The organism is Aquidulcibacter sp. (assembly GCF_049239865.1).
Lineage (GTDB): Bacteria > Pseudomonadota > Alphaproteobacteria > Caulobacterales > Aquidulcibacteraceae > Aquidulcibacter.
The window spans coordinates 1-1642 of the sequence record NZ_JBMLTR010000073.1 but is presented as its reverse complement, the minus strand read 5'-3'; the positions used below and the strand labels follow the sequence as shown (position 1 = coordinate 1642).

The window sequence follows — 1642 nt, the reverse complement described above, 5'->3', positions numbered from 1 at the left end:
CTCGACCAGACCGAGCGTCTGAGTCATAAAACCAATGGAGACTTACCATGCAATTCATGTTGATTATGAACGAAACCGAAGCCGAACGGTCCAAGCGCGACGACCCAGCGACAGCTGGTGCCTATTGGGGTGGCTGGTCTGCCTTTATCGGCGCCATGCATCAATCTGGCATCGTCATTAATGGCGATGGGTTGCAACCGCCTCACACGGCAACGACGCTGAGAATCCGCGACGGCAAGCGCGTGGTTCAAGATGGTCCATTTGCCGATACGAAAGAGCAATTAGGCGGCTATTTCATCATTGAGGTAGCTGATCTGGATGCCGCGCTCGACTGGGCCGCAAAATCCCCAGCGGCAAGCGCAGGGTCAATTGAAATCCGCCCCGTGATGCCACCTCCACCCAAAGGCTAACCATGGCCGATGCGCGCGTCTCTTCGGCCACGCCTCCCGGCAAGGACAAAATTGTCGAGACGGTGGTGGCCGCGGCGCGCGCCTCCTATGGTCGCCTTGTGGCGCTCTTGGCCGCCCGCGATGGGGATTTGGCTGGCAGTGAAGATGCCTTGTCAGAGGCCTTTGCAGCAGCCTTAGAGACGTGGCCCAAGCGCGGCATCCCCACCAATCCTGACGCTTGGCTTTTAACCACCGCGCGCAATCGCTTGATCAATGCCCATCGGCATGAAGCTGTAAAGCTTCGCGGTATGGACGAGATTTTGCGAAGGATGGAAGCCCCCTCTGCGGCGCAAGAGCCTATTCCAGATCAACGCTTGGCCCTCATGTTTGTCTGCGCCCACCCCGCCATTCAAGAAGATGTTCGAACGCCTTTGATGCTCCAAACGATCCTAGGCCTTGATGCCGCCCAGATTGCCTCTGCCTTCTTGGTCTCTCCCACGACGATGGGCCAGCGTTTGGTGCGCGCCAAAGCCAAGATTAAGGCTGCCGGCATCGGCTTTAAAATCCCCGATCTCGACGCGTTGCCAGCCCGTTTGGAAGATGTGCTGTCGGCGATCTATGCCGCGTTCGGCACGTCGTTTGACGCGGTGGCAGGCTCGGATGACCGCAATATCTCACTGGCCGAAGAAGCCATCTTTCTCGCCCGCCTGCTGGTGTCTCTCATGCCGCAAGAGCCGGAGGCCTTGGGCCTGTTGGCTTTGATGCTCTATGTCGATGCGCGCAAGGCGGCGCGCTGGGGGCCGGATGGCGATTTTGTGCCCCTCAAGGATCAAGATGCGACCTTGTGGGAACGCGCCAAGATCATCGAAGCTGAAGACCTTCTCGTCCGCGCCTCCAAGCTGAACCGGCTCGGTCGGTTTCAGATCGAAGCGGCCATCCAATCCATCCATATCCAAGCCCCGATCACAGGCACGACCAATTGGGCGGCGCTGCGCTCTTTCCATGAGCTCTTGCTCACCCATCGGCCCAGCATTGGCGCCTTCGTTAGCTATGCCGCCGTCCTGCAAGCCATGGGGCAAGGGCGTTCGGCACTCGACGTTCTGTTCAGCCTCGATGCAGGCGATGTCAGCACCTATCAACCCTATTGGGTGACCTTAGCCGCCGCCCATCGCGCCTGCGAGGAAGGCGACGCCGCAGCGGCAGCGATGGAGCGCGCGATCGGTCTGACGGAAAATCCAAAGGTGCGCGCGTTT

General features: G+C 59.5%; 2 protein-coding genes. Both read left to right on the top strand.

Going from position 1 to position 1642, the window contains the following annotated elements; genetic code table 11:
• Nucleotides 1-47 precede the first annotated feature (47 nt).
• Nucleotides 48-410: a YciI family protein gene (locus ACOVRA_RS04865; RefSeq protein WP_421719319.1), complete on the top strand. Its 363-nt coding sequence runs from the start codon at nucleotides 48-50 to the stop codon at nucleotides 408-410.
• Nucleotides 411-412: 2 nt separating this feature from the next.
• A partial coding sequence (locus ACOVRA_RS04860) for an RNA polymerase sigma factor (RefSeq protein WP_421719318.1) occupies nucleotides 413-1642 on the top strand: 1230 nt, incomplete at its 3' end.